Origin of the sequence: Marinactinospora rubrisoli, from assembly GCF_042664915.1 — a bacterium.
Classification (GTDB): Bacteria; Actinomycetota; Actinomycetes; order Streptosporangiales; family Streptosporangiaceae; genus Marinitenerispora; species Marinitenerispora rubrisoli.
The window spans coordinates 121286-144970 of record NZ_JBHTBH010000012.1; the positions used below are offsets into that span (position 1 = coordinate 121286).

The 23685-nt window shown below is 73.4% G+C and carries 22 protein-coding genes; 13 read left to right on the plus strand and 9 right to left on the minus strand.

Going from position 1 to position 23685, the window contains the following annotated elements:
- Window positions 1-2: 2 nt before the first annotated feature.
- The 4 genes from ACFQRF_RS22530 to ACFQRF_RS22545 form a co-directional block, all read right to left on the minus strand.
- Window positions 3-1928 (minus strand): hypothetical protein, encoded by a 1926-nt coding sequence (locus tag ACFQRF_RS22530; protein ID WP_379873151.1) that lies wholly within the window; start codon window positions 1926-1928, stop codon window positions 3-5.
- Between the two features lie 166 nt (window positions 1929-2094).
- Window positions 2095-2802, minus strand: a complete 708-nt coding sequence (locus tag ACFQRF_RS22535) for a hypothetical protein (protein ID WP_379873152.1) — start codon at window positions 2800-2802, stop codon at window positions 2095-2097.
- On the minus strand, window positions 2799-4571 hold the full coding sequence (locus ACFQRF_RS22540; protein ID WP_379873153.1) for a hypothetical protein: 1773 nt from the start codon (window positions 4569-4571) through the stop codon (window positions 2799-2801). The genes ACFQRF_RS22535 and ACFQRF_RS22540 overlap by 4 nt, the downstream gene beginning before the upstream one ends.
- Window positions 4572-4756: 185 nt before the next feature.
- The gene (locus ACFQRF_RS22545) at window positions 4757-5707 is read right to left on the minus strand and encodes an alpha/beta fold hydrolase (protein ID WP_379873154.1); all 951 of its coding nucleotides are present in this window, start codon (window positions 5705-5707) and stop codon (window positions 4757-4759) included.
- Window positions 5708-5780: 73 nt separating this feature from the next.
- Between ACFQRF_RS22545 and ACFQRF_RS22550 the strand changes: the two genes are divergently transcribed.
- The 3 genes from ACFQRF_RS22550 (at window position 5781) to ACFQRF_RS22560 (ending at window position 8322) form a co-directional block, all read left to right on the plus strand.
- Entirely contained in the window at window positions 5781-6440 is a 660-nt protein-coding gene (locus ACFQRF_RS22550) for a TetR/AcrR family transcriptional regulator (protein WP_379873155.1), read from the plus strand.
- Window positions 6441-6618: 178 nt separating this feature from the next.
- A complete protein-coding gene (locus ACFQRF_RS22555; protein ID WP_379873156.1) occupies window positions 6619-7167 on the plus strand; it encodes a GNAT family N-acetyltransferase in 549 nt (182 codons plus the stop codon).
- Window positions 7168-7542: 375 nt separating this feature from the next.
- On the plus strand, window positions 7543-8322 hold the full coding sequence (locus ACFQRF_RS22560) for an SDR family NAD(P)-dependent oxidoreductase (RefSeq protein ID WP_379873157.1): 780 nt from the start codon (window positions 7543-7545) through the stop codon (window positions 8320-8322).
- A gap of 9 nt (window positions 8323-8331) precedes the next feature.
- On the opposite strand, the gene ACFQRF_RS22565 is transcribed toward ACFQRF_RS22560, so the two are convergent.
- Window positions 8332-9318 carry a LacI family DNA-binding transcriptional regulator gene (locus ACFQRF_RS22565; protein ID WP_379873158.1) on the minus strand — a complete coding sequence of 329 codons (987 nt, stop codon included), beginning with the start codon at window positions 9316-9318 and terminating at the stop codon, window positions 8332-8334.
- Window positions 9319-9516: 198 nt separating this feature from the next.
- Here ACFQRF_RS22565 and ACFQRF_RS22570 point away from each other — a divergent pair, with 198 nt between their 5' ends.
- The 6 genes from ACFQRF_RS22570 (at window position 9517) to ACFQRF_RS22595 (ending at window position 16014) form a co-directional block, all read left to right on the plus strand.
- The gene (locus ACFQRF_RS22570) at window positions 9517-10335 is read left to right on the plus strand and encodes an ABC transporter permease (protein WP_379873159.1); all 819 of its coding nucleotides are present in this window, start codon (window positions 9517-9519) and stop codon (window positions 10333-10335) included.
- Window positions 10332-11117 (plus strand): ABC transporter permease, encoded by a 786-nt coding sequence (locus tag ACFQRF_RS22575; RefSeq protein ID WP_379873160.1) that lies wholly within the window; start codon window positions 10332-10334, stop codon window positions 11115-11117. The genes ACFQRF_RS22570 and ACFQRF_RS22575 overlap by 4 nt, the downstream gene beginning before the upstream one ends.
- A gap of 30 nt (window positions 11118-11147) precedes the next feature.
- Entirely contained in the window at window positions 11148-12227 is a 1080-nt protein-coding gene (locus ACFQRF_RS22580; protein ID WP_379873161.1) for an ABC transporter ATP-binding protein, read from the plus strand.
- On the plus strand, window positions 12227-13276 hold the full coding sequence (locus tag ACFQRF_RS22585) for an ABC transporter substrate-binding protein (RefSeq protein WP_379873162.1): 1050 nt from the start codon (window positions 12227-12229) through the stop codon (window positions 13274-13276). The genes ACFQRF_RS22580 and ACFQRF_RS22585 overlap by 1 nt, the downstream gene beginning before the upstream one ends.
- Window positions 13273-14226 (plus strand): nucleoside hydrolase, encoded by a 954-nt coding sequence (locus ACFQRF_RS22590; protein WP_379873163.1) that lies wholly within the window; start codon window positions 13273-13275, stop codon window positions 14224-14226. The genes ACFQRF_RS22585 and ACFQRF_RS22590 overlap by 4 nt, the downstream gene beginning before the upstream one ends.
- A gap of 78 nt (window positions 14227-14304) precedes the next feature.
- On the plus strand, window positions 14305-16014 hold the full coding sequence (locus ACFQRF_RS22595; protein WP_379873164.1) for an adenine deaminase C-terminal domain-containing protein: 1710 nt from the start codon (window positions 14305-14307) through the stop codon (window positions 16012-16014).
- A 64-nt stretch (window positions 16015-16078) separates the two neighbouring features.
- Here the strand turns inward: ACFQRF_RS22595 and ACFQRF_RS22600 are convergent, their stop codons facing one another.
- From ACFQRF_RS22600 to ACFQRF_RS22610, 3 genes are all read right to left on the minus strand, one after another.
- On the minus strand, window positions 16079-17401 hold the full coding sequence (locus ACFQRF_RS22600) for an ABC transporter substrate-binding protein (RefSeq protein WP_379873165.1): 1323 nt from the start codon (window positions 17399-17401) through the stop codon (window positions 16079-16081).
- Between the two features lie 16 nt (window positions 17402-17417).
- On the minus strand, window positions 17418-18188 hold the full coding sequence (locus ACFQRF_RS22605; protein WP_379873238.1) for a carbohydrate ABC transporter permease: 771 nt from the start codon (window positions 18186-18188) through the stop codon (window positions 17418-17420).
- A 133-nt stretch (window positions 18189-18321) separates the two neighbouring features.
- Complete coding sequence (locus ACFQRF_RS22610; protein WP_379873166.1) at window positions 18322-19281, minus strand: carbohydrate ABC transporter permease; 960 nt, start codon at window positions 19279-19281, stop codon at window positions 18322-18324.
- Window positions 19282-19726: 445 nt separating this feature from the next.
- On the opposite strand from ACFQRF_RS22610, the gene ACFQRF_RS22615 reads away from it, so the two are divergent.
- Complete coding sequence (locus ACFQRF_RS22615; RefSeq protein ID WP_379873239.1) at window positions 19727-21001, plus strand: Gfo/Idh/MocA family protein; 1275 nt, start codon at window positions 19727-19729, stop codon at window positions 20999-21001.
- A 47-nt stretch (window positions 21002-21048) separates the two neighbouring features.
- On the plus strand, window positions 21049-21342 hold the full coding sequence (locus ACFQRF_RS22620) for a TFIIB-type zinc ribbon-containing protein (RefSeq protein ID WP_379873167.1): 294 nt from the start codon (window positions 21049-21051) through the stop codon (window positions 21340-21342).
- A 111-nt stretch (window positions 21343-21453) separates the two neighbouring features.
- Here the strand turns inward: ACFQRF_RS22620 and ACFQRF_RS22625 are convergent, their stop codons facing one another.
- On the minus strand, window positions 21454-21906 hold the full coding sequence (locus ACFQRF_RS22625; RefSeq protein WP_379873168.1) for a DoxX family protein: 453 nt from the start codon (window positions 21904-21906) through the stop codon (window positions 21454-21456).
- A 541-nt stretch (window positions 21907-22447) separates the two neighbouring features.
- Here ACFQRF_RS22625 and ACFQRF_RS22630 point away from each other — a divergent pair.
- The gene (locus ACFQRF_RS22630; RefSeq protein ID WP_379873169.1) at window positions 22448-22732 is read left to right on the plus strand and encodes a hypothetical protein; all 285 of its coding nucleotides are present in this window, start codon (window positions 22448-22450) and stop codon (window positions 22730-22732) included.
- Between the two features lie 377 nt (window positions 22733-23109).
- Window positions 23110-23418 (plus strand): hypothetical protein, encoded by a 309-nt coding sequence (locus ACFQRF_RS22635; RefSeq protein WP_379873170.1) that lies wholly within the window; start codon window positions 23110-23112, stop codon window positions 23416-23418.
- The last annotated feature ends 267 nt before the right edge of the window (window positions 23419-23685 follow it).

The following is a 23685-nucleotide window of genomic DNA, read 5'->3' on the forward strand; positions in this document are numbered from 1 at the left end:
CGCTACACCGTCCCCGCCGTGTTCTCGGTCCGCTCCTCGTCCTGGAGCCGGGCGCGGGCGGCGGCCTCGGCGAGCCAGGTGGTGATGAGAAGCAGGGCGAGCCGCTCGGCGACCTCGCGGTCGCCGAGCCAGCTCTTCGCGGCCGGGCTGAGCACGCCCGATCGCGGCTCGGCCGCGGCGAGGTCGACCGGGGCGATCGCGGCGGCCAGCACGGCGTCGGAGTCTCCGAACGCACCGGCCCGCCAGTCCACCGGTGCCGTCGCCGCGTTCCGGAGCCAGGTGTCGAGCCTGACCCGCTCGTTTCCCCAGGGGACCCTGGTGGAGCGGACGGCTTCCTCCGCCTTGCCGGTGAACGGTTTGAACCGACTCGACGAGTCCGTGTCGTTCTCCTCCGCCGCCTCCGCGCCGGGGGCCGCCCCGGACACGACGCCGGCCAGCCGCTTCAGGGAGGTCCCCGCGTCGGGCGCCCATGCCGCGGCGACCTCGCGCAGGCGGCCGAGCAGGCTCCTGGTGGGCAGCGGTCCCGCCTCGGCGCTGGCGGCGGCGACCATGCGGGCCCGGTCGCGGACGACACGGGCGCAGGCGTTCCACAGCAGCTTGTCGTGGAGACCGGCGAGCGGGTGGTTCTCGTCGGACATGATGGCCGCCGCGAGCTCTTCCGGCGCCACCCGGGCGCTCTGCCCGTCGGCGAGCGTCACCAGGGTGCCGGACCCGCCTGCGTTCCGCCGGGGAGGCGGGCCCGCCTCCCCGGCGGCGGTCGGCGCCTTGTCCACCGGCACCCGGGACAGGTCGGGCTCGGGCAGCAGCACGAACGCGCCGTTGCCGTCCGCCGTCCGGGTACCGAGCGGCACCGCCTCCAGGGCGCGCACCTCCTCCGCCGTGAGGTCGCGCCGGGCGCGCAGCCGGACCACGGAGCCGGGGGCCGCCGCCCAGCGCTGCGCCATCTCGGACCGGTAGCCGACGTGGTACCCGAACAGCTCGCACGGCTCGATGTGGCCGGCCTCGACCACCACCGCGTCCCGCCCCACGACGCTCTCCGCCAGCCTCCGCACGGCCGCCGGAAGTGCGCCGGGGTGCGGCTGGCCACGGTCGTCCACGATCAGCGCCGGAGCCAGGAGCACCAGGTCGCGGTGGGCGCCGGCCGGCCACGCGCCGGCCGGGCAGGCGGTGCGGTCCACGGCGAGCGGCGAGTCCCCGCCGGGCGTCCCCGGCAGGGTGCCGACCAGCACCCGGCCACCGTGCGCCCGGGTGCGGTCGGCGCCGAGGGTGAAGGGGTGGCCGCCGTCGACCAAAATCGCCCGGATCTCGGCCGCCAGCGCGCGCAGGCCCGCCTCGTCCGGTGCGCGCAACTGCCAGCGGGCCTCGAAGACCTGGCCGTGGTCGACGCTCGTGGTGAGGAACGGCGTCCCGGATCCCCGGCCCTCGCCGTCGCCGCGGCCGAGGTACTGCTCGGTGCTCATGGCGGGCACCGCCCGGTACCGGAGATCAGGGGTGACCAGCCCGTCGTAGGAACGGGTCCTCCCGCCCTCCCCTGTCCGGCCCGCATGGCCGCCCCGTGCGGCCAGCGTGTCGACCAGTCCGGCGCTGGGACCGTCCTTGTCGCGCAGCCGGAGCCACCGCGGCGCCGGAATGGTCGGGGTGGGCTGGGCGCCCTCCGGCTCCAGCAGCGGGAACGCCGTCGCGAACCGGACGGCCGCTCCGCGCGCCACCCACTCCGGGACCAGGTCCCGCCGCCCGGCCCGGTTCAGCACCCAGGCGAGCATGCCGCGCTGCACCCGTCCCTCGATCACGGCCGCCGACCGGACGAACAGCGGGTTGAGGTCGGTGCGCAGCACCATGGACTGTGTGGTGTGGTAGCGCAACCGGAGATAGCCGGTCACGCCGCCCCCTCCCGGTACGGGGGTGAACGCGGACTCGGTCACTGTCACCCTGTTCCCTTCTTGCCGGCGGACGTCGGGGTGGGCCGGTGGCGGCGGCCGTCGGCGGCCGTCCTCGCCGGGGGACGCGCGGCGCTCGACCCGCCCGGGTGCACGCGGGGGCGGATCCGCAGGGCGGACCGCCCACCGGGGCGGCGCCGGCCGGGCGCGCACCGGCTCACGTGTCCTCCGGGGACCGCTGCTCGCGCGGTGGCAGACCGGCCCACTCCAGAGTCGCCTCATGCTCCTCGCCGGACGTGCTCGCCGGGCCGAGCCGGACATCGATGCGTCCCCGCCCGCGGGTCTCGCGGTGCCCCGCCTGCGTGGTGGCGAGGGCGGCGCGGGCGAGCAGCCGTAGATGGTCGGTCTGGGGCTCGCCCTGCCACCTGAGGGGCGCCACTAGACGAATCCCGGGGTTGAGCACCCGGTTGGTACGCAGCCGTCCTGAAATGGGAGCGCCGTCCGCGTCGACCTCCACGCCGCTCTCCAGGCTGGTGAACGCGTCGGTCACCGACCGGACCAGGACGGCGGCCGGTCCGTCCGGGCTCGTGCCCGGGCGGTGGCCGCGCTGGTGCAGCGCGTAGGCGACGGCGGCGCGGATCGGCTCGGCGCACCGCGCGTCGTCGATCAGCACGAGCCGTTCCCGGTCGTGACTTCGGGGAACCCCGAACACCTCCTCCGCAGCGTCCAGCAGGCCGGGCTCCGCCCGGACCACGCCGACGGCGGCGGCGCGCAGCCGGGCCGCGAGCCGGTGCCGGGGCAGGCGGGGCAGCCCGTGGTCGTCGGTGGCGATGTCGGTGTCGGCCGCGGTGCCGGCGACGCTGTGCCCCACGAACATCGCGGGAGACGCGATGTTGACGATGAGGAACTCCGGCCGGCCGCTCATGCGCCCTCCCCGCTCCGCACCGGGACTTCCGCCAGCGCCACGTCGAGGTGGACGTCCAGCAGGTCGATGGCGTCGAGGAGTTCGCCCCGGGAACACTCGGGCGGCAGCTCCGCGGCGACGCCCCGGGCCTTTCGCCGCTCCAGCTCCGGCTGAAGGGGCTCACCGTCGTACAGCAGCGTGCGCAGGTCCGACAGGACCCAGGACCGCTGCTCGGCCGCCCCGGGTCCGCGGAGCGCGCCAGGTCGCTCGGACAGGTACCGGTCGAGGAAGGCCCGGAACTCGGCGCCGGTCATGGGCAGCGCGGTGCGTCCCGCACGCGTGTCGTCCCGGTCCTCCCGGGCACGGTTCAGGTCGGCGATCACCCGCTCGGGCGCGTTGAACGTCTGGGACCAGGCGACGACGTGGTCCTCGAGCCCATCCGCTTTCCCGGCCTTCCTGGCCTCGGTGCCGAGTTCCTTGCGGTGCTCCTTGGCGCGCTCGCACAACTGCGCGCAGATGTCGTAGCCGACCGCGATCGAGGATCCCACCGGCTGCACGGCGATGCCGACTCCGGCGGTGGGCACCCCGGTGGTCCGGGGCGGCAGGTCCGGGCCGTCCGACACCTGCCGGGCCCACGGTGCTCCCCGGTTCGCCATGCGGTGGCGGGGGTCATTCTCGTCGGTCGGCTCGCCGTCCAGCCAGTCCAGCGCGAACCGGGTGACGCTCCACGCCAGCCGGGCGTCGCAGAGGATGCTGAGGTCGTCCCCGGCGACCACCAAGGGCCGGACCGGCACGAGCAGGGTGCGCGACCCGCCGTGCTTCGGCCGCTTGACGACGGGACGCAGTCCGGGGTCGCCGTTCCCGCGCCCCGTGATGACGGGCTGGCCATCCTCCGTCAGCTTGATCGCGCGGGCGACGGCGCGGACGATCGCCTCGGCGAGCCCGGCGGTGACCGCGTGGATGTCGGCCGACACGCGCCGCAGTTCCGCCGGCACCTCGTCGCGGGGGAGGCCGTCGAGGAACCTGGCGAGTCGGTCGCCGAGCCCGTTGAAGTCAAGGTGGATGACGGCGAGGCGGCTGATGTCGCCGACGTCGCGGCCCAGTTCCTCCACGTCCGTGGGCAGGTCGAGGTCGCCGTCCCAGCCGTCGGGACGGGCGGCCGCGTCCAGCCACGCGCCCCTTTTGTCACGGTGCCAGCGGGTGCCGAGCCGACGGGCGTCGACGATGTCACGTGCCACCCGCTCGGCCGGCCGGTCAGCGCCCCCGCGCCCCTTCGGCGGCTGGTCCACGACCTCGGCGGGCCGCCCGGTCACCTCGCAGAGCGCGGTGACGCCGAACCCGCGTGCGGGCAGGTGCTCGACGGCCCGGCCCCGGGCCGTGCTGAGCTCGCGCGGCAGCGCGGCGAGTGCGTCGGCGAGCGTGCGCAGCGGCGCGTCCGGGCCGTAGGCGAGGTGCGCCACCACCGGCAGCAGCCGGTCGGACCGCTCCCGCACCGCGCGAGTGTAGCGGCCGGTGAACTCCCGGGCCGTGGCGTGGTCCGCGAAACCGACGACGAGGGTGCCGCCGTGCTCGCGTTCGAGGGTGTAGGTGGGAGGCTTCACGGAGCGCTTCCGGTACAGCTTCTCCTCCAGCCACTCCGGGGTGGTCAGTTCGGCGACCATCTCGGCCCGGCCCACCGCGTCGAGCAGCCGCCGCGTCTCGAACACGAACGCCTGGATGCCGCGCAGGTCGACGCCGACGAGGACTCCCCCCGCCACGGGTTCGCGGCGGCCGGGCGGGCTGGTGGGCACGGGAGATCTCCTCGTCACTGCGGTGGCGGATCGGTCGCCGGTGGGGCCCGGCGGCGCGGGGGCGCCCGGCCAGGGGCGGGCACGGGCCGGCCCGGGGGCGCAGGTGATCATCCTGGCGGACAGAAGGGGCGGTTCGCAGCCCGATGGCCGGGATCGGCCGCGCCGGCCCGGTGGACGTCCGCCGGTCAGTGCCCGGCGCCGCCCGCGGTCTTGGAGCCGCCCCTGCCGTCGACCTCGTCCGCGAACCGCAGGACCCGGGCGTTGACCTCGGCCGCGCACTGGCCGGAGATCGCGTGGGTGGCGTCCGGCCACAGTTCGGCCTGGACGTCCGGTACGAAGGCGCGCGCCCGCTCGATCGCCCGCCGAGGGTCGTGCACGACGCTGCGGCCGGCGATGAGGGCGAGTGCGGGGACGGTGATACCACGCAGTTGGTCGTCGGTGAAGAGCGTGGGGGCGGGGAGGGCGGTCCGGTAGCAGCGCAGGGCCGCCGCGATGACGTCGCCCGTCGGGTCGCCTTCGGGGGGCACGCCCTGGCCGTCGATCCAGCGGAGGAAGCGGGGCAGCGCCCATGACGCGGTGAGCGGCACGATCGTCGGGATGGTGCGCAGCACAAGGCCGGCGGACATGCGGGCGAACGTCTGGATCGGGTCGAGGAGGCTGATGGAGGCGATCCGTTCGGGGGCGTGCACGGCCTGGTTGGCGGCGCTCCAGCCGCCGATGGACACGCCCACCAGGTGGGCGCGCTCGATCTCCAGGTGGTCCAGCGCCTCGGCGAGCCACGCGGCGCGGTCGGCCGCCGACCGGATGGGCGCGCTCTGCTCGCTCCCCCCGGCCTCCCCGAGCAGGTCGACCGCGTACACCCGGCGCCGCGCGGCCAGGTCCGCGATGTTCGGACGCCACATCGCGGAGGTGCCGCCGGTGCCGTGGAGCAGCACGAGCGGCGGCCCTCCGGCGGTGCCGAACCGGTAGACCCGCACCCGGCCGAACCGGGTGGGGATGTTGTGGAGTCCCGCCCGTTCCGGGAGCCCGTCGAGTGCCTTCCCGTAGTGGTACTCGAACCGTGCGCGCGCGGCCGGCGAGGTGAAGCGCCCGATCCCACCGGGCGGCTCGACACGGCCGCTGCCCCTGGACGTCATGCGGGACTCTCCTTTTTATACAATATGTTTGTATTGAGTCCGCATTCAACCACATCCGAGAGCGAAGTGACGAATGCCCAGACAGGTGGACCATGACGAGCGCCGGCGGGAGATCGCGGAGGCGGTGTGGCGAATCGCCGCGGCGCGCGGCCTGGAAGCGGTGCGGATGCGCGAGGTGGCCGCCGAGGCCGGGGTCTCCATCGGCCGGGTCCAGCACTACTTCGAGAGCAAGGACGACCTGGTCGCCTTCGCGGCCACGCGGCTGCGGAACCGGATCGAGGAGCGGATCCGCCGGCACGTCGCCGAGGTTCCCGAGCCGCGCAGTCCGCTGCTCGTGCTGCGCGCCCTGCTCACGGCCTTGCTTCCGCTCGACGAGGACGGGCGCGAGACGGCGCTGGTCGGGCTGGCGGTCTTCCACCGGGCCCTGGGCGACCGCGAACTGGCCCGGCTCTACCGGCGCGGCCGGGCCCGGCTTGTGGCGGAGGTGATGTCGCACCTGGCCGCCGCCGCGGCAGCCGGCGAGATCCCCGAGCGGATCGACCCCTACCTGGAGACGTACGCGCTCCTCGCGGCCACCGATGGCATCGCGACCGACCTGCTGCACGCGCACTACCCGCCCGAGACGGCGCTGGCCCTGCTCGACCGGCAGATCGACGGGCTGCGCGGCGCCCCGCCACCGGTCCACAAGCCCGGCGTCCCGGCGCCACCGGGGACCGCGCCCATCGCACCGTGACCGGCATCGCGTCCCGCAGGGCGGACGATGCACCGGAAATCGCGCTCGTTCGCACCGCTGCCAGGCGGGGCGCCTGGCGGTAGATCGGTGGCGATTCGGTGCCCTACGGCATGCGCCCGACGACCGAACAGCCGCTAATCGGCTTGCGCTGGCCGGTTCGGCCGGATAGAAAGCTCGAATGCTGACAGGAACCAAGGTCGGGCTCAGAGCACGCCACGAGGACGACATCCCCATCCTGCGGGCCGAGCTCTACGACGACGTGGTCAACTCATCGCGGGCCGAAAGCCGGCCGTGGCGGCCCATCACGCCCGGATCGCCGGACTCGCGGCTCGTGGTGGACGACAAGGAAGAGGGGCACGTCCCGTTCTCCGTCGTGGAGCTTGACGGCGGCACGCTGGTCGGTACCGCGACGCTGTGGGGCATCGACAACCACCACCGGTCCGCGCACATCGGCCTGGGGCTGCGGCCGGCCTGCCGCGGCAAGGGCTACGGCACCGACGTGGTCGCGGTGCTGTGTCACTACGGATTCGTCGTGCGCGGCCTGCACCGGCTGCAGATCGAGACGCTGGCGGACAACGTCGCGATGCTGCGCTCCGCCGAGCGCAACGGCTTCGTCTGCGAGGGCGTCCTGCGCTCCTCGGCCTGGGTGATGGGCGAGTTCCTGGACGAGGTGCTGCTCGGACTCCTCGTGCAGGACTGGAAGCCGGACCGAAGCCCAGACCGTTGATGGGGGTTGCGGGGTCCGGTCGGTGGTCACCGCCGTCTCGGCCGCGGCATCGGTGCGGCCGTGGCCGCACGTCACCGGGTACGGTGCCGGCGCGTATACCCGCGCGTAGAGCGCGTGCGCGGCTGCTCGCGTTCGTCGGGCTCCGGCGTCGAGGCCGGTCGTCGCACACCGGTCCCTAGTGCCCCGGTCCACAGGCGGTTCGGCGAACCCCATCAACGGTCTCGGCTGCCGCCCGGACCCCGCCGCAGGCGGCCGGATCGGCGTGGAGTGCCGGAGAGACGCCACCCGATGCGTCCGCAAATGGGAACGGCGCCGTTCACCGGTTACCGGGAAATCCGGTTGCCCGGCGCTGGCCGGATCCGCGATCCTGCGGCCGTGCTCGATACCAGACTCCACGACAAGGTCGTTCTCGTCACCGGCGCCGGCGGTGGAATCGGCGCCGCGATCGCGCGGGCGTTCCACGCTCAGGGCGCGCGGGTGGCGGTGCACCATCTGCCCGCCGACCCGCCGGCACCGCGGGACGCCGTGTGGGAGCACCGCACGCCGGCCCCCGCGGCCGTCGAGGAACTCGTGGCCGAGTTGACCGGCGCCGTCGCGGTGGCCGCCGATCTCTCCGCGCCGGACGCGGCCCCCCGGCTGTTCGGCGAGGTCGAGCGCCTCCTCGGGCCGGTCGACGTGCTGGTGAACAACGCCGCGCACTGCGAGACCCCGGACGGTATCGACGCGGTCACCGCCGACAGCCTCGCGCGGCACTACCGGGTCAACGCGATCGCCCCCGCCCTGCTCACCGGCGAACTCGCCCGCCGCGCGCGGGCGGACGCTCCCCCGTGCGTCGTGAACATCTCCACCGACGCCGCCCGCGCGTTCCCGGGCCAGATCGGCTACGGCACCTCCAAGGCCGCCCTGGAGGCGTTCACCCGGGCGGCGGCCCTCGACCTCGGCGCGGTGGGCGTCCGGGTGAACGCGGTCGCGCCCGGCCCCGTCCAGACCGGCTGGATGGACGCGGCCACGGCCGAGTACGCGCGCTCCGTCGTCCCGCTCGGCCGGGTGGGCGAGCCCGAGGACATCGCCGACGCCGTGGTCTTCCTCGCCTCGCACCAGGCGCGCTGGATCACCGGGCAGGTGCTGCAGGTGGCCGGCGGCCACGCGCTGTGACGCCGTGCGTCAGCGCCGGGCGGGCGGCGCGGCCACCGACCCGGTCAGGGTGACCTCCGTGGGCAGGGTCCGGCTGGCCGGGCGCCGCCCGGTGCCCCCGGCCATGGCCAGCAGCGCGTCCGCCGCCCGCCGCCCCAGTTCCACGGCGGGGACCCGCAGCGCGGTCACCGGCTGGCCCGGCAGGTCGGCGAACGCCATGTCGTCCGCCGCGGCCACGCTCATGTCCGTCGGCACGCGGATGCCCCACCGGCCGAACTCGAACAGCAGGCCCAGCAGCAGCAGGCTGTTGTACGCGAGCACCGCCCCGCAGCCGGAGGCCACGATCTCGTCGGCCGCCGCTGCGCCCTCGGCGAACGCCGGCCGGACCGGGCCGAACTCCCGCAGCCGCAGACCGTGCCGGCCGGCGCGGTCGCGCAGCTCGGCCCGGCGGCGCCGGTCCATCCACGAACCGGGCGGTCCGGCGAGGTAGCCGACGTCGGTGTGCCCGAGCTCGCCGAGCCGGTCGAAGATGCGGGCCAGGCCGCCCGGAGTGTCGGCCGTGAACGACGTGACGCCCGGGACCCGGCGGTTGACGACCACCACGGGTGCGCGGCGCCGCGCCGCGGTGAGATCGGCCGTGGTGCTGACCGGCGAGAGCAGGGCGAATCCGTCGACCTGCCCGGCGAGGTCGCGCAGCGCCGCCGCCTCCCGCTCCGGCCGGCCATCGGTGACGGTGATCACCAGCCGGACGTCCCGCCGCTCGGCCGCCCGCTGCGCGCCGGAGATGACGCCCCCGTAGAAGGGGTTGTGCAGGTCGGGCACGACCATGGCGAGGTAGCCGGTGCGGCCAGTGGTCAGGGCGCGCGCCGCCGGGTTGGCGCGGAAACCGAGTTCGGCCGCGGCGGCGCGCACCCGCTCCAGCGTTGCGGGCGCCACCATGTCCGGCCGGCTCATCGCCCGGGAGACCGTGGAGGCCGACACTCCGGCGGCGCGCGCCACATCCTCCAGACCGGCCACCCGGGCCCCCTTCTTAACCGCGTGTTTACGACGCCACTTTGGCGTTATGTCCGTTTCAAGGCTACGGTGTTGCAAGCGCTTGCAGAACCGCCCGTACTCGTTCCGGCTGTTCAGCGTGGCGTTCTCCCGTTCCCCCAAGGAGATCCGTTCCCCCTGTCCCCGCGTCGGCTTCCCCTCGCCGGCCCCTCGGAGGTGGCATTGTTCCGGCGTAGCGCCATGGTCGCGCTGCTCGTCCCCGGTGCGGCGGTGCTCGCCTTCGGTTTCCTGTATCCGGTCGCGGTGACGCTCGCCGCGCCGCCGGACGGCGACCCCGCCACGGTCGCCCGGGAGACCGCGGCACTGCTCAGCGACCCGTACCTGCTGCCCGTGATCGCGCGGACGATCCGGGTCGCCGTCGTGACCACCGCGGCGTGCCTGCTGCTCGGCTTCCCGGTGGCCTACCTGATCTCCCGCGCGCCCGCCCGCTGGGCGGGCAAGCTGCTCGCGCTGGCGATCTTCCCGCTGATGCTCAACACCGTGGTGCGCACCTACGGCTGGCTGGTGCTGCTCGGCAGCAACGGCCTGATCAGCGAGGTCTCGGCCGCGCTGGGCCTGGGCCGCACACAGCTGCTCTACACCGAGACGGCGATCGACCTCGGCCTGGTGCAGCTGTTCCTGCCGATCATGATCCTGTCCTGCTACAGCAGCCTCTCCCAGCAGGATCCGCGCCTTGAGGAGGCCGCGCGCGGCCTCGGCGCCTCGCCGGGCCGGGCGTTCCGGCAGGTGGTGCTGCCGTTGGCGGTGCCCGGTGCGCTCGTCGGCTGCACGCTGGTGTTCGCCGGCGCGGTGACCGCGTTCACCACGCCGCAGCTGCTGGGCGGCGCGCGCGAACGGCTGCTGTCCACCCTGCTGTACAGCCGGGTGAACGTCAGCCTGGACTGGCCGGCGGCCAGCGCGGTGGCGCTGATCATGACGGTCCTGGTGCTCGCCGTGAGCGCGCTGTCCGGCCGGCTCGGCCCGAAGGGGGTCTCACGGTGATCCGCCGCCCGTTCCTCTCGCTGCTCACCGCGCTCGCGTTCACGGTGATGCTCGGCCCGGTGGTCGTCCTCGTCGGTGTCGCCTTCACGGCCGGGACCACGCTCACCTTCCCGCCGGAGGGGCTCTCGGTGCGCTGGTTCGGTGCCGCCCTCGCCTACCAGCCGTTCCTGGACGCCTTCCGGACCAGCCTCGTCGTGGCGGTGCTGTCCACGCTGTTCGCGCTGGCGCTGGGGATCCCCGCGGCCGTCGCGCTGCACCGGGGGGCGCTTCCGGGCCGCCGGGCGCTGGAGAACCTCTTCTTCAGCCCGGTGATCGTGCCCGAACTGGTGCTGGGCCTCGCCCTGTTCCAGCAGGTCATGGTGGGGCTGCACAGCACGGCGACCGCCGCGCTGGTGCTGGGGCACACCGTGCTGCTCCTCCCCTACGCGGTGCGGGTCGCCGGAGCGTCCCTCGCCCTCGCCGACCCGCGGCTGGAGGAGGCGGCCCGCGGCCTGGGCGCCGGGCCGGTGCGCACCTTCCTGTCGGTGACGCTGCCCGTGATGCGGCCCGGCATCGTGTCCGCCGCGATCCTGGCGTTCGTCACCTCGCTGAACAACGTGCCGCTGTCGCTGCTGCTCACCGGGCCCGGCGTCGCGACGCTCCCGGTCGAGATGCTCAACTACGTGCAGTCCTCGTTCGACCCCGTGGTCGCGGCGGTCAGCGTGCTGCTGCTGGCCGGCAGCGTGCTGGTCGCCCTGGTGACCGAGCGCCTGGTCGGTTTCACGAAGGTCTTCGGCCGGTGACGGCCTCGACACCCACTGTGGAGACGTGCAATGGCTAACACAGCCGCCCCAGCGAACACCGGCGCCGGTCCGGATCCGGTGGTCCGCCTCGACGGGGTGAGCCGCGAGTACGGCAAGGCCGCCGACACCTTCGCGGCGGTCAGCGACCTCAGTCTCGACGTGCCGCGCGGATCGTTCACCACGCTGCTCGGCCCGAGCGGCTGCGGCAAGACCACCACCCTGCGGATGATCGCCGGGTTCGTCCGCCCGACCCGTGGCCGGATCCTGCTGGAGGGCGCCGATGCCACCGCCACTCCACCAGAGAAGCGCAACATCGGCATGGTCTTCCAGTCCTACGCGCTGTTCCCGCACATGACGCTGCGGGACAACGTCGCCTTCGGGCTGCGGGCCCGAAGGCTGCCCAAGGCCGAGGTCGCCCAGCGGGTCGGGGAGGCCCTGGAACTGGTGGGGCTCGCGGGCCTCGCCGCCCGGCGGCCGGCCGAGCTGTCCGGCGGCCAGCAGCAGCGGGTCGCCCTGGCCCGGGCGGTCGCCATCCGCCCGTCGGTGCTGCTGCTGGACGAGCCGCTGTCCAACCTGGACGCGCGCCTGCGGGTGCAGATGCGCCGGGAACTGCTGCGGGTGCAGCGCGAGACCGGCGTGACCACGGTGCTGGTCACCCACGACCAGGACGAGGCGCTGGAGCTGTCGGACCACCTGGTCATCATGGACGGCGGCCGGCTGGTCCAGCAGGGCGCGCCGCGTGCGGTGTTCCCGGCTCCGGCCAGCCGCTTCGTCGCGGAGTTCCTCGGCTACCAGAACTTCCTGACCGTGCCCGGCCACGGGCCGGTGGCCGTCCGGCCCGAGCACGCCCGGCTGCTCACCGACGGCGAGCCGGCCGGCGAGGACGGCGTGCTCCTTGACGCGGAGGTCCGCGCCGTCACCTACCAGGGCAGCCGTTGCCTGGTCGAGGTCGCGGTGGCGGGCGCCGGAACGGACGCGAACGGGGCGGCGGCACCGGCCACGCTGCACTGCCTGCACCCGGGCGACGACCTCCGCCCCGGGACGCGGGTCCGGGTCGCGCTGCCGCACCGGCACCTGGTGGCGCTCGCCGACGAGGCGGAGGCCCGCTGATGCGCACCGGGCCCCTCGCCGCGCTGGCCGGCGCGTGCGCGCTGACCGTCACCGTCACCGCGTGCGCGCCGGTGCGCGAGAACGAGACCGACACGCTCGTGGTCAGCACGTTCTCCTTCGCCACGGAGGACTTCGAGCGCGTCATCGCCGAGCCGTTCGAGGAGCGCACCGGGATCCGCGTCATCCTCGACACCGGCAACAACGCCACCCGGCTGACCAAGCTGCGGATCAACCGGGAGCACCCGGACACCGACGTCGTGCTGATCTCGGACTACTTCGCCGCCATCGGCGAGGAGATGGGCCTGTTCGAGAAGGTGGACCCGGCGGCCGTGCCGAACATGGCCGAGATCCAGCCCTGGGCGGTGGACCCGGACGGATACGGCCCCGCCTACACCTTCCAGCTGCTCGGCGTGATGTACCGCACGGACCTGGTCGAGGAGCCGCCGGCCTCGTGGGACGCGCTGTGGGATCCCGAGCATCCGGGCGGGTTCGCGCTCCCCGACATCTCCGTCTCCGCCGGTCCCCTGATGGTGCTGGCCGCCGGGGAGGCCTACGGCTCGGGTCCCACCGACGCCGACACCGGCTTCGAGCGGCTGGCCGAGATCGGGCCGGACGCGCTGCAGTTCTACAGCCGCAGCACCGAGGTCTCCAGCCTGCTGGAACGCGGCGAGATCGCCATGGCGCCGAGCCTGGACAACTTCGCCATGGAGGCGGTCGCCAGCGGGCAGCCCATCGGCTTCGCGGTCCCCGAGCGCGGGCGGCTGATGACGGCCAACACCGCGCAGATCGTCCGTGACGCGCCGAACCGGGCGGGCGCGGAGGCGTTCATCGACTTCCTGCTGGAGCCGGAGGTGCAGAGCGAGGTCGCCCAGGTCATCTACGACAAGCCGGTGCACCCCGACGCCGAGGTCACCGACCTGATGCTCCAGGTGTCCGGCGACGCCGCCGTCGACCCTGCCGGCAACGGCTACCGTCAGGGCGACCCGGACCTCATCGCGGCCGAGCGTTCCGCCTGGCTGGACCGCTACGTCGAGGAGATCGAGCGGTGACACCTCCCACGCGCCGGCCGGTCGTCATCGACTGCGATCCCGGGGTCGACGACGCCATCGCGCTGCTGCTCGCGTTCGCCTCCCCGGAGCTGGACGTCCGCGGCGTCACCACGGTCGCCGGCAATGTCGGACTGGACCGGGCCACCCGTAACGCCGGCCACGTGCTCGATCTGGCCGGCGCGCCGACCGGCCTGCCGCTGGTCGCGGGACTCGCCGGACCGGCCGACGGCTCGCCCCGGGTCCCGGACGAGCCGATGCACGGCCCCGGCGGTCTCGGCGGGCTCCCGGTCCCGGCGGCACCGCGCGGCCCGGTGCCCGGGCACGCGGTCGACTGGCTGGCCGAACGCGCCCTCGCCGAGCCCGGTGTGCTCACGCTGGTCGCGCTCGGTCCGCTGTCCAACGTCGCCGCGCTGTTCGACCGCGCGCCCGAGGCCGCGGCGGCGCTGCGCGAGATCGTCGTCATGGGCGGCGCGGCGCGCGCCCAGGGCAACGTCACCCCGGCCGCCGAGTTCAACTTCCACGCCGACCCCGAGGCGGCGCACCGCGTCCTGACCTCGGGCGCGACGGTCCGGGTCGTGGGGCTGGACGTCACCCGCGCCGCGCTCTTCCCGCGCGCGGCGGCCGAGCGGCTGGCCGCGCTGCCCGGCGCGGCCGGGGTCGCCGGTGCGCTGCTGTGCGGATTCGCCGCCCGCTACGAGGAGCGCTACGGTGTCGCGGCCGTCCCGGTGCACGACGCGGTGGCGGTCGCCGCCGTCACCCACCCCGGACTGCTGGGCTGGGAGAGCGGTACGGCGGCCGTGGAGTGCGCGGGCGAGCTGACCCGGGGCGCGCTGGTCGCCGATCTGCTCCGGCCGGAACGGTCCCGCGACGTCGACATCGCCCTGCGGGTGGACGCCGACGGCTTCACCTCCCTGCTCGCCGGCCGGCTGGCCGGTTACGGCGGCGGCTGACGCCCCGCCGGCCCCGGATACCGCCCGGGCCTCCGCTGTCCCCGCCCGAACCCCCGTCTGCCGAGGAACGAACACCCGATGCCGCTACCGGAAACCGCCGACCTGCTGATCAGGGGCGGCGAAGTGCTGTCCGTCCAGACCGGCGAGGTCTGGCCGGCCGACGTCGCGGTCACCGGTGACCGCGTCCGGGCGGTGCTGCCGCCCGGAACCGACCTGCCCGCGACCGAGGAGCTGGACGCGCGCGGGCTCGTCGTCGCCCCCGGCTACGTCGACGCGCACATGCACATCGAGAGCTCGCTGCTGGCTCCCCGTGAGTTCGCGCGCGTCACGCTGCCGCACGGCACGACCACCGTGCTCGCCGACGCGCACGAGATCGTCAACGTCGCCGGGCGCGAGGCACAGGCGTGGATGATCGCCGAGGGCCGGGCCACCGCGCAGACGATGCGGTGGGCCGTCCCCTCGTGCGTGCCCGCCCTCGACGGCTTCGAGACGGCCGGTGCCCGGCTGGACGCCGACGACATCGACGAGATGCTCGGCTGGGACGGTGTCACCACGCTCGGCGAGGTCATGGACTACCGGGCCGTGGTGGACGGCGACCCGCGGATGCACGCGATCGTCGCGGCCGCCCGCCGGCGCGGTGTGCGGCTCGACGGGCACTGCCCCAACCTGTCCGGCGCCGACCTGGGCGAGTACCTGTGGGCGGGCATCGACTCCGACCACTGCAAGAACACGCCCGAGGTCGCGGTGGAGAAGGCGCGGCTGGGGGTGCTGCTCATGCTGCAGGAGAAGTGCCTGACGCCCGAGGTGGCCGACGCGCTGCTCGCGCTGCCGCACCTGCCGGACCTGTGCCTGGTCACCGACGACGTCGCCGCCGACGCCATCCTCGCGCGCGGCCACCTCGACCACGTGGGGCACGTGGCGCTGCGCCGCGGGCTGCCGCCGATCGCGGTGCTGCGCGCCCTCACCGTGCACCCCGCACGGCGGCTCGGGCTGCACGACCGCGGCGTGGTCAGCCCCGGCAAGCGGGCCGACCTGGTGCTGCTGCGCTCGCTCACCGACCTGACACCCGCCGTGGTGATCGCCGGCGGCCGGGTCGTCGGCCGCGACGCCCGTCCGGTGCACGGCCCGCAGAGTCCGGGTACGGCGGCGGAGGTCCCCTTCGCCGGCACGGTGCGGCTGGGGGAACTGGGCGGGGCGCCGGTATGGCGGACGGACCTGCCCGACGGCGAGCACGTGTTCCGCGCGCTGCGGGTGAACGAGGTGGATACCTACACCGAGCCGGACGAGGTCCGGCTGCCGGTGCGCGACGGAGTGGTCGAGTGGGAGGGCCGCACCGCGGTGGTCGCGGTGTTCGAGCGGCACACCGGTTCGGGGAGGGTGAGCGTGGCCCCGGTGGCCGGGCACCGGCTCGGCGACGGCGCGTTCGCCACCACCTACGCCCACGACAGTCACAACCTGACGGTCATCGCGACCCGCGAGGCGGCGCTGTGCGCGGCGGCGAACGCCGTCATCGCGGCCGGCGGCGGGATGAGCGTGGTGCGCGACGGCGGCGATCCGGTCACCCTGCCGCTGCCGATCGGCGGGGTGATGTCGCCGGCGCCGGCCGACCAGGTGGCCGCGGTGTCCGGACGGGTGCGCGACGCCCTGCTCGCGTGGGGCTGGCGCAACCGCAACGTGTTCATGAGCGTTTCGACGCTGACCCTGCCGGTGTCGCCGCAGGTCAAGATCACCGACCGCGGGCTGGTCCGCGTGGCCGAGCGCGCGTGGGAGGCCCGGACGGTCGGCTGACCGTCCGGGCCCGCGCCCGCCGCCTCGGCCGGCCCGGGGCGGCGGAGTACGGACGCCGTAGCGGTCAGCGCGCGATGGCCGTCTCCACGTCGGCCATGAACCGCTCGGCGGCCTCGTCGGGGGTGAGCCGGCCGAAGAGCACCTCCTCGTTGGTCCGCTTGATCAGGTCGACGACCTCGCCGGCGCCGATCGGCGGGACGGGCGCGGCATCGGTGATCCCGGGCGTGATCTCCTCGATGAACTCGGCGCCGACCGCGTCGCCGGCCTCCAGGTCGTCGCGGATCTGCTCGCGCAGTTCGAGGTTGGCGGGCAGCCCGCGGTCGGCGAGGATGATCTCGGCCGCCTGTGGGTCGTTGAGCAGGAAGTCGACGAACATCGCGGCTTCGCGCGGGTGCTCGGAGCGCGCCGAGACCGAGTAGTACATCGCGGGCTTGAGGTACAGCCCTGTGGGGTCGTCCTCCCCCGCGCGCGGGTACCGCAGCATCTGCAGCTCGTGTTCGGAGGTGTTGGTGAGCACGCCGAGCTGGTTGGTCCAGGAGTGGTACATCGCACCGGTGTTGGTGGCGATGAGCGACTGGTCCACGCCGCCCGACTCCACCTCGACGCTGCGGGCCGCGCCGGGCTCGGCGCCGCTGTCCTGGAGCTCCAGCGACAGCTCCCACCAGTCGGCCAGCGTCCCCTGGGTGAAGCCGATCCCGCCGTCCTCGGTGTACAGCGACTCGCCGCGCTGGCGGGCGAAGATGTTGAACCCGGCCTCGTTGAATCCGTAGTTCTGCGCGCCGTACACGCCGTCGGGCGAGTTCTCGGTGATCTCGGTGGCGATCTCCACGTAGTCGTCCCAGGTCCACGTGGTGTCGTCCGGCATCTCCACGCCGGCCTCCTCGAAGATCTGCGGGTCGGCGATGATGCCGTAGGCGTTGACGCCGGTCGCCACCCCGTACAGTTCGCCGTCGACCTCGCCACCGCCGAGCGCGAGTTCGTCGATGTTCGACAGGTCCAGCACGTCCTCGAACTCGTGCAGGTTCAGCAGCGCCCCGCGGTCGCCGTACTCGCGCAGGTAGCGTTCCTCATGCTGGATGATGTCGGGCGCGTCGTTGGCGGCGACGTTGGTGGCCAGCCGGTCCCAGTAGGACGCCCAGTCGGCGTACTCGCCCTCCACGTTGATGCCGGGGTTCGCGGCCTCGAACCGCTCGATGACCTCCTGGGTCTCGGCGTGCCGCTCGTCGGCGCCCCACCAGGAGAAGCGCAGCGTCACCTCGCCGTCGGCACCGTCGCCGCCTCCCCCGCACCCGGTGGCGACCAGGGCGACGGCGCAGCAGCCGGCCAGCGCGGCCAGGGCAGTGCGGCCGCGCCGCGTCGGGCGTCCGGCCCGCTCGTCCTTGCGCACGGTGTGGCTCCCTTCGTCATTTGATGCCGGTGGTCGCGATGCCCCGGAGGAGGTAGCGCTGGCCGGCGAGGAAGAATCCGAAGATCGGTCCCAGGGACACGATCGACATGGCGAACAGCGGTCCCCACGAGGTCTGGCTGGTGGAGTCCACGAACGTCCGCAGCGCGACCGGGACGGTGTACATGTCCGGGTCGGTGAGGAAGATCAGCTGGCTGAAGAAGTCGTTCCAGGTCCAGATGAAGGTGAAGATCGCGGTGGTGGCCAGGGCCGGCATGGACAGCGGCAGGATGATCCGCAGGAAGATGCCGGCGTGGCCGCAGCCGTCGATGCGCGCGGCGTTGTCCAGGTCGCGGGGCAGCCCGCGGATGAACTGCACCATCAGGAAGATGAAGAACGCGTCGGTGGCGAGCAGCTTCGGCACGATCAACGGCAGGTAGGTGTTGATCCAGTCCAGCTGCGCGAACAGGATGTACTGCGGCACGATCACGACGTGGATGGGCAGCATGAGCGTCGCCATCGTGATCGCGAAGAACAGCCTGCGCCCCCGGAACTCCAGGCGGGCGAACGCGTAAGCGGCCATGGAGCAGGAGACCAGGTTGCCGATGATCGACCCGGCCACCACGATCGCCGAGTTCAGCAGGTACCGGTGGAAGGGCTGGGCGAGCGCGTTCCAGCCTTCGGTGTAGTTCTCCGGCGCCCAGGTCGTGGGCCACAGACCTGGATCGCGGAAGATCTCGGAGGTCGGTTTGAAGGAGCTGGCCAGCATCCACAGCAGCGGATACAGCATGATCAGGCCGAACCCGATGAGGGCGGCGTGGGTGAGCAGCCGCCGCCCGGACCCGCCGCGCCGCTTCTTCTCCCCCGTAGTCCGGTGCGGAGCCGACGCCGGCCGGTCGGGCGCGGCCGGGGGCGCCGAAGTCTCAGTCATCATAGAAAACCCAGTACTTGGAGGCGAGGAAGTGGATGGCGGTGAACCCGGCGATGATCATCAGCAGCAGCCAGGCCATCGCCGACGCGTACCCCATGTCGAACGACCCGAAGCCGCGGTCGTACAGGTAGAGCGTGTAGAACAGCGTGGAGTCCGATGGCCCGCCGGTCCCGCCGCTGACGACGAACGCCTGGGTGAAGCTCTGGAAGGCGTTGATGATCTGCAGCACCAGGTTGAAGAAGACGATGGGGCTGAGCAGCGGCACGGTGATCCGGAAGAACCGGCGGAGGGGGCCGGCGCCGTCGACGGCGGCCGCCTCGTAGTACATCGTGGGGATCTGCCGTAGCCCCGCGAGGAAGATGACCATGGGCGCGCCGAAGGTCCACACGTTGAGCACGACGAGCGTGCCGAGCGCGTAGTCGGGGTGGGAGACCCAGCCCTCGCCGGCGATCCCGAAGAGGCCGAGCACCGAGTTGATCAGCCCCTCCGCGCCGAAGACCTGGCGCCACAGAATTGCGACCGCTACGCTGCCGCCGAGGAGCGACGGCAGGTAGTAGACCGAGCGGTACAGCGAGAGTCCGCGCACGCCCCGGTCGAGCACGATCGCCAGGAGGAGGGCGAGCGCGAGCTGCAGCGGCACCGACACGAACACGTAGAAGAACGTGACCCCGAGCGAGGTGTGCAGCCGCTCGTCCTCCAGCATGCGCCGGTAGTTGTCCAGCCCGACCCACTCGGGCTCGGCGATGAGGCTGTAGTCGGTGAACGAGAAGTACAACGAGGCCAGCATGGGCCCGATGGTGATGACCAGGAGGCCGACGAACCAGGGGGCCAGGAACACGTAGGCGGCCGCGTTGTCCTGCCCGTTCCGCCGCCGGCGGCGGGGGGCGGGCGACGGCCGGGACCGCGTGTCGTCGGGGGCGGCGGTCGGGGGCGCCGAGTCCAGACTCACCATCAGGCGCCACCTGCGGGGCCGGCCGGCGGGAGCACGGCGATCACGTGTTGCAGGTACATCATCGGTCCACCGTTCATGGAGTGTGGCGGAGCTGCGGGGACGGGGAAGGCACCCCGGGTCTGACGCCGGTGGAACGCCTTCTAGGTAAGCGCTATCCAGAGCGGAATATCCGGTTTCTAACACTCCCTTTACAGCAGAGTCAACAGTGGGTTTCCGGGGAGCGCGCGCGGCCGGCGAGATCGTCCCGGGCGCCGGAGCGGCCCCGGCCAGCGGTTCCACCGGCGCGCCGAGGGGTTCCGGAACGGGGAGAACGGCGGTCCAGGGCTGGTCATGAGCCAGGAAAACGCTTACCCTCTCCCGTGTGACACTCCCTGACAGCTCCGCACGGACCACCGACCCGCACGACCGTCCCGCCGATCGTCACTCCGGCCACCGCCGATACGCCATCGTGGGCCTCGGCTCCCGGGCGCGCATGTACACCAGGGCGCTGGCCACCACGCACCGCGACTCCGGGAGGCTCGTCGCCTTCTGTGACACCAACCAGACCCGGATGCGCGCGCACAACGCGATCCTCGCCGACCTCGACCACGATCCGGTGCCGGCCTACTCGCCCGACGAGTTCACCGAGATGCTCCGCCGGGAGGACGTGCACGAAGTCGTGGTGTGCAGTGTCGACCACACGCACGCCCACTACATCAGCGCGGCGCTGGAGGCCGGCTGCGACGTCGTCACCGAGAAGCCGATGACGTCCGACATCGAGGGCTGCCGCCGCATCCTGGACGCCCAACGGCGGACCGGCCGTCGGGTCTCGGTCGCCTTCAACTACCGGTTCAACCCGGTGCACACCGCACTGCGCGACCTGCTCGCCTCCGGGGCGATCGGGGACATCGGGTCGGTGCACTTCGAATGGCTGCTGGACCTGCGGCACGGCGCCGACTACTTCCGCCGCTGGCACCGCGACAAGCGCAACTCCGGCGGCCTGCTGGTTCACAAGTCCAGCCACCACTTCGACCTCGTCAACTGGTGGCTGGGCACCGGGCCGACCAGTGTGTTCGCGTGGGGCGACCTGTTCTTCTACGGCGAGGCCAACGGCCGCCGGAGGAAACTGGCGGCCGACTACCAGCGGGCGCACGGCGAGGCCGGCGCGGAGCGGGACCCCTTCGCGCTGCACCTCGCCGACAGCCCCGACCTGGTCGCCCTCTACCTCGACGCAGAGCACGAGGACGGCTACCAGCGGGACCGCAACGTGTTCGGCTCCGACATCACGATCGAGGACGACATGTCGGTGCTCGTCCGCTATGAATCCGGCGCCAAGCTCAGCTACCACCTCGTGGCCTACTCCCCGTGGGAGGGCTACCGGGTCGCGTTCACCGGCAGCGAGGGCCGCGTGGAGCTGGACGTCGTGGAGAACCCGTACACCGAACCCGGGCGGACCGACCGCACGCCGGTGCGCGGGATGCCCGCGCCCAAGGAGAGCACCACGGCCACGCTCACGCTGCGCCGCCACTGGGAGCCCCCGCGTGAGATTCCGGTCGCGGTGGGCGAGGGCTCGCACGGCGGCGGTGACGTGCGGATGCTGGCGAGCCTGTTCGGCGGGGCGGACGGAGCCGCGCCTGCGGACCACGAGGACGGCGCGCGCGCCCTGCTCACCGGTCTGGCGGCCAACGCCTCGATCGCCTCAGGTGCTCCGGTGCGGATCGCCGACCTGCTCGGCGAATGAGCCGATCGGCTGGGAACCTCGGCGGGCCGGGCGCTGTCCAACGGGGCATGACGCGAATCAACTGTCCCAAGTGCCCCGGCGAGCTGTCGCGGCGCGTCCTCGTGGGTGTGACCGTGGACCAGTGCGGGAAGTGCCGCGGGATCTTCCTGGACCGTGGCGAGCTGGAGCAGCTCCTGGAGGCCGAGCACCGATGGACCCGTGGCCAGGACGGCGGCTACACCGGGGGCCGCCGCCGACGGGAAGGAGCCGACACGCTGGAGGACCTCGAACCGCAGAGCGAGCAGTACCACGGCGAGCGGCGCCGACGGCAGGCCGACTTCCTGGACGAGATCTTCGAGTAGCTCTCCGGAGTAAGGAAAGCGAGAAGGCGAACCCGACCAGAAACACCCAACGCCGGGGCGGCCGGGGACCACGTGGTCCCCGGCCGCCCCGGCGTTCGTACTCGGTCCGTCTCAGGCGGCCGTGGGCTGGGCCGCCGCCTGCTCGCGGCGTCCCCAGGGCAGCAGCCGGTCGACGGCGAACCCGCCACCGGCGAAGCCGAGCGCCAGGGAGGTGGCGCCGAGCGCGAGCGCGAGCTCGAACCCGCCCTCGCCCGTCAGCGGGCCGCCGAGGTGGGCGAAGTAGTAGGCGGCGGCCATCTGCAGCGCGAGCACGACCCCGGTGACGGGCAGCGCGAAGCCCACCGCCAGCAGGATCCCGCCGCCGAACTCCACCGCCATGGCCACGATCGCGGCCACCTCGGGCAGCGGGATGCCCATCGCGGCGAATCCGGCCGCGACGCCGTCGACACCGGTCGCGATCTTCTGCCAGCCGTGCACCATGAAGATGACGCCGACGGCGACGCGCGCGATCAGCGCGGCACTGTCCGCCAGCCGGTACTTGGTCGTAAGAGTCTGTCCAGCCATCTCTTTCCAGCCTTCTGCTCAGGTGCGCGGATTCGCGTGTCCTTCGGTTCGGCGCACTGCCACCCCGAGGACAGGCTCGGGCGGTTCGCCGGTCGGACGGACCACGGAAGATCATCCAGAAAAAATCTTCCTTGGAAAATGGATCGTATTACGCACCACGCCGACACTGAACGTGACGATAGCCACAGGGGGCCGTGCTTCCCTCAAGGCACGCCAGGTGTTCCGCCTCGAAATCGCCGGGTTTTCGATAGGCTCACCGGTGCGAGCGGCCAGGCTGCGCCGGATCCGGCTCCATGCCCGCAATGGACGCGTCGGCGGTCCGGGAGCCGTCACCGTCGGCCCGCAGACGGTACCCTGCCCCGCGGCCCGAAGTCCGGCGGCGGAGCGAGAGTGACGGCGGGCGGGACCGTGGCTCCGTGGACATCCCCGAAGGCATCACAGAACCGCCGCGAAGTCGGGCAACGCCTCGCCCGCACTTTCGAACGCGTGTATGATTTTGGGCGCCAGTACCCGAACCGACTACCGAAGGGATGCCACTGCCGTGGTCACCGAGGTCTTCACGCGCAAGTATTGCGATCCGCACGCCGTCCGCGACGAGAGGGTCGAGGCGACCGAGGTCCTCCAGTTCGCCTGGGACGGCACCGTGCGCGAGGTGGACGCCTGCACCGAGTGCAAGAAGGAGTACGACGCGCAGTTCGAGCCGCTGGTCGACTACTCCCGCCCGGTGAAGAAGAAGCGCGCGACCAAGCCGAAGGCCGACGACAGCGCCGACAAGCCCGAGACGGCCCCCGCCGCCGACACCGCGGAGCAGCAGGCCGACGCCTGATCGCGCCGCCGTGACCGCTCCCCGGCCGCCGCGATCGGTGCACGAGGGATGTCCGCCGCGTAACGACGGCGGGCCCGCAGGCGTCGGACCGAGGCGTCGGTCGCTGCCGCGACGCCACTGACAGCCTTCCGCTCCGCAGCCCTCTGGCCGGCTGATCCCGGAGCCGCGCCCTCAGCATCGGACCGTACGGGAGACCGGATCGAACGGGTCTCGGTCCAGTGCCGGCCGGCATGGCCTGAGCCGTCGGGTGGCCGCACCTCTGGCCGGCGGCGGATCCCCCAGGGATCCGCCGCCGGCCTTCGCGTTCCCGGGGTAAGGCGGGCCGGTTCAAGCCGTTCACCGGCAAGGCGGCGCGAGCGGTCCGGGCTACCAGGGTCGTGTGGCGGGGCCAACCGCTCGCCCTCCCCACCTGGCTGGAGAGGGCGGCGACGGCACCGGTGGACTGGCGGGCCGGTGCGTTCGGAGACTCCGACGCGGCGCTGGCCGCCGCGATCGCCCCGGTCGACCTCGCCGCCACCGAGCCGCGATCGGGCGTGCTCAGCCCGGCCGCGAAGAGCTGGCTCGGCGACCGCGAGGTCGCCGACCGGCTCGCCCTGCTCCTCATCACCACCTGGCTCGCCGAGGCCGCCGCCCGCGCCCGGCCCCAGGACGAGGAGCGGACCGAGAACACGGCGGGGACGGTGTAGCGGCGGCATGCACGTCGACGGAACCCACGGACACCGGCGGCCCCGCGCGATCACCGGCCCCGGCCGGCCCCGGGCACGGCGCCAGCCATGCCGGCAGGAGCAGGAACAGCCGGCGCGCCGACGGTGCCGGACGGAGCACCGCACAGCCCGCATCGGGTTTCGGCTTCATCCACGCTCCCGATACGGGCCTGCCCCAACCGGGGGTCCCTGGGCAGGCCGTCCGGTTCCGGCCGTTACGGCCCACATCGGGCGGCGCGGCAGCGCGAC